Genomic DNA, 3,404 nt, shown 5'->3' with positions numbered 1-3,404 from the left:
AGTCACCAGACAGGCAAAGCAGGACCTGACACCCCCACTCGGATGCGAATGTTTGGGAGGGAACAGACGCGGCGCCCGCGATAGCGGCAGCGCCTATAAAGAGACATTTCAGCATGGTGAGGGCTCTTGTCCTCTGACGGTTTTTGACACTTTACTATGGATTCTGGTCAGGGAAAAGGGCAGACCGAGCGGGCGGGTTCGTGCGAATACATAGATTCATGCTGCCAAACGAAGCGGGCGAGGTGAACAATCCGCTTCGGGACAATATCGCCTGGTTCCTCGAAGCCGAGCGCCGTAAGCGAAAGCTTCGCCATCGACACATGGCGGAACTGTTCAAAACGTCGCCTGGTCAAGGGCTGGCATACCGCACCTATATTCGCATCATGAGAAAACGAAACAACGTGACGCTGCGCACGGTCGAACAGATGGCCCTGGCGCTAGAGGTGTCGATCGCGACACTTCTGGTCGGCAGCGCCGAGGTGGAACCATGGGCGCACAAGCTCACCGAAAAATCGATCCGCGCGCGCCTCGCCGCCATCATCGACAGCGAGCGTAAGCGCCGCAATCTGGTCCGCTATCAAATGGCGGAGCTTCTGGGCGTGTCGGAGATCACCTTCACCAAGCTCGAGCGGGCGGCCGGCAACATCAGCGTCGATACGATCGCCGCCGTCGGCGATTCGCTCGGTCGCGATCCTGCGACTTTCTTGTTTCAGGACTCCGACAGCCACCACCAACCGGCCTGACTTGGCGCAGCCGATCGCAAAGTCTGCCCTTCAGCAGCCTCTTGCGCGTCTCCACAGTCGTGATTTAGCGGCGTCGGTGGTTAGGCTGTCGACATCTCGTCGATATCGAACGGCTTCGAGCCACCCCCGCCGTGTCGGCTGCTGCGTTGGCTGGTATCTTTATTGCGGTACGTTCCTGTGGACGCCGCTTTTTTGAAGCCTGTCGGATAGAATTTGAGGCCGAGTTTGGGCCGAAATTTCGTGATCCAGGCGATCTGACGCCGATGCACGACAACAATGTGATTGGTCAGGTTCCTGGCTCGCCATTGCCGGCGCTCGGTGACGCGCAGAAGACCGAGCGTGCTGGCTTTGCGCAGCGCATTGCGAACAGTGGTCGGCCCGACCCCGGCCCGATCGCCGATTTCCTTCACCGATCGGTCGCATTTACCGTGCTGCCGGCAATCGGACATAACGATGTAGAGCGCCGCGCTCTCCCCTTCAGTGAACTCGCCGGCGAACTCGGGCCGAACAGCCTGCATGCGGGCAAGGCGCCGCTTGCGCCGCCACCGCGCAGGATCTCGAGGGCCGTGGGCTGCCTCGCGCCGGCTTCGCTCGCTGCGCGACCGCTGCGTATAACAAGAGCGAGGCAGTGCGCAACGACCAGCGCGGCCCTTCTTGAGGGTGGCGCGCTGTCGGTCAGCCTTCTCGCATAGCCGCTCCGCATCGTCCTCGCCCAGCGATTCCTCACCGTAGAGCTTCCAGAGCTGGCGGCAAAAATCGTCCAGCTCGGCCAATGACCGGATGTTCGTGAGCCATAGGCTCAGCGTTGAATAGAGATCCATTTCTTTCCTCTCGCCAGGCCGTGCAAAGCCGTGGCGCGGAAGCGCAATTTCTCTTGCAATGTCGGGAAAGACGGGCTACGGTCTCGCACAAATCTTCGGGCGAGATCAGGAGCGCCAACTCCTGTAGCCTATTCCCTAGAAAAGCCGGCCTCCGCGCCGGTTTTTTTGTGTCCGATTTTTCCTCCGTTCAGACTCACTCGGCATGATTGCAAGGTGGGCTGCGCAAAGTAAAGTATCAAAATTCCTAAAAGGTCGCTGGCTGACTGGCTCACTGAGACCCGGTGATAGGAAGGGCTCTATGCGTGCAATGTCGTGCCTGCGGTCTGAAAGTCGCGTCACGTCTTGGCCGTTTGCGAGGCCTATAGGAGGAGCCCCCGTCCCTTCGCAAAGAGAACTGCGTAAATAATGCGCGCCGCGGACCCATGACCGTAATGAATCGGTTGGGCCGGTTCGATTCAAAGAACTCGTTAGACCCCGCTTTCGAAGCAGGCGAGACTCCGGCCATGGAAAACAAAGAGCCAGGCCCGGTTTATCTTCGCCGCATCGACCCGTCGCAGAATATGCGGCGTTTCTATGCGCTTGCGATCCAACCGACCTTATTCGGCGGAGCATCGGTCATCCGTAACTGGGGCCGGATCGGGAGCAACGGCCAGTCGATGGTGGAAACCTTCGATAGCGAAGACGACGCGGCCACCGCGTCAATTAAACTTGAGCGTGCCAAGCGTCGGCGCGGATATCGCGCCTGCGATCCGGCCTGAGGCTAACGACAGCAGGTCGGGGCGTGCAACACGTTCAAGCACATCGTTGAGGTGGCGAAGACGGCGAGGAGACGCCGGCCTACAGTCCACCACAATTCGCATTCCTCGCCCCCCATGACGAGGTCGGCTGATGCCCGCCCCTTTGGGAGTGGGTGAGCCCCCGCGCCGGTGGCGCGAGGGCTTTTGCCTTGCCGATCAGTCGGCCGGATTCCAGATGATGGCGAAGGTGTCGTCGTCATCCTGGCCGGCGGCGCGGCCGAGATTGGCGTAGAGTTTTCTCGGGCCGAACTCCGGTGCTGCGATCGACAGGCTCACATAGTCCTTGCCGGATGCCTCGCCGATCCTGATCCAGCCGGCGCCGACCTCGACGCCTTGCGTGAGCACCCTAAAGTCGGGATGGGTGTCGACGCTCTTTGACTGGTTGGGCACGATGGCGATGTCGGCGCGGACGCTGAGCGTCTTGAGCTGGCCCTTGTAGCTGCCGTTGTCCTGCTTGGTGACGTATCCGATCGCGGTCATTTGAAAGTCTCCTTTTTGCTTGTCGCCGGGGACCATTCCCCTGCGATGGCGGACCGTGATGGGCGCGTCTGGGCCGGCTGAACCCAGAGGGCCGCAGCGGCAGCGCAGGACCCGAGCGGGCAGCTTTTTTGAAGCGAAGCGGGCGCGAGGAGCCGCCGCAGGCGGCGGGGAAAAAAGCTGCTGGCCGAGGGTTTCTGGCGGGCCGGATCCGCCCATAGGTCATCAAGCCAGCGGCAGGGGAATGGTCCTGGGTGCGAAGCATTGGAGATGGTCGCGAAGACGCGGTCGCGGTAGCCAGGCAGAAGTTGGCCCGAGGACAGGTTTGCGGACGTTCCAGCGCCGTGCCAGCGCTATCGTGCCAGGCACAAAGCGCCAGATTGCCACCACCGCCGGGTGTTTTCGAAATTGCGTCGGCCGGTGCGCGGCTGAAACCGGACCGGCGCTGCGGTCTACAGGAGACTTTGCCGAGGATAAATGCTGCCCGGTTGGCGCACGAGCGGCGACGCCAGAAAACGTCGCCGCCGCCATGCGAGGATCATTTTGACACGAACAGCGTCTGGACC

4 protein-coding genes are annotated in these 3,404 nt (G+C 61.3%); 2 read left to right on the top strand and 2 right to left on the bottom strand.

The genetic code is table 11. From position 1 onward, the window contains the following. The first annotated feature begins 320 nt into the window (after window positions 1–320). Window positions 321–743 (top strand): helix-turn-helix transcriptional regulator, encoded by a 423-nt coding sequence (locus EOA23_RS32925; RefSeq protein WP_245474425.1) that lies wholly within the window; start codon window positions 321–323, stop codon window positions 741–743. 80 nt (window positions 744–823) lie between these two features. Here EOA23_RS32925 and EOA23_RS32920 read toward each other — a convergent pair whose 3' ends face one another. Continuing rightward, window positions 824–1,564, bottom strand: a complete 741-nt coding sequence (locus EOA23_RS32920) for a hypothetical protein (RefSeq protein ID WP_127307133.1) — start codon at window positions 1,562–1,564, stop codon at window positions 824–826. A gap of 503 nt (window positions 1,565–2,067) precedes the next feature. Between EOA23_RS32920 and EOA23_RS32915 the strand changes: the two genes are divergently transcribed. Next, the gene (locus EOA23_RS32915; protein ID WP_126064546.1) at window positions 2,068–2,322 is read left to right on the top strand and encodes a WGR domain-containing protein; all 255 of its coding nucleotides are present in this window, start codon (window positions 2,068–2,070) and stop codon (window positions 2,320–2,322) included. Window positions 2,323–2,517: 195 nt separating this feature from the next. On the opposite strand, the gene EOA23_RS32910 is transcribed toward EOA23_RS32915, so the two are convergent. Then, window positions 2,518–2,841, bottom strand: coding sequence for a DUF736 domain-containing protein (locus EOA23_RS32910; RefSeq protein WP_127307132.1), 324 nt, complete (start codon window positions 2,839–2,841; stop codon window positions 2,518–2,520). Between the last annotated feature and the right edge of the window lie 563 nt (window positions 2,842–3,404).

The sequence above is a fragment of the Mesorhizobium sp. M2A.F.Ca.ET.042.01.1.1 genome, assembly GCF_003997405.1.
GTDB lineage: Bacteria > Pseudomonadota > Alphaproteobacteria > Rhizobiales > Rhizobiaceae > Mesorhizobium.
The sequence above is the reverse complement of the archived record's forward strand: the minus strand, read 5'-3'. Positions and strand labels throughout refer to the sequence as shown.

Bases quoted from the DNA above. Each gene is read 5' to 3' on its own strand.
- EOA23_RS32925 (WP_245474425.1), top strand. From the start codon at position 321: ATGGCGGAACTGTTCAAAACGTCGCCTGGTCAAGGGCTGGCATACCGC.
- EOA23_RS32915 (WP_126064546.1), top strand. From the start codon at position 2,068: ATGGAAAACAAAGAGCCAGGCCCGGTTTATCTTCGCCGCATCGACCCG.
- EOA23_RS32910 (WP_127307132.1), bottom strand. From the start codon at position 2,841: ATGACCGCGATCGGATACGTCACCAAGCAGGACAACGGCAGCTACAAG.
- EOA23_RS32920 (WP_127307133.1), bottom strand. From the start codon at position 1,564: ATGGATCTCTATTCAACGCTGAGCCTATGGCTCACGAACATCCGGTCA.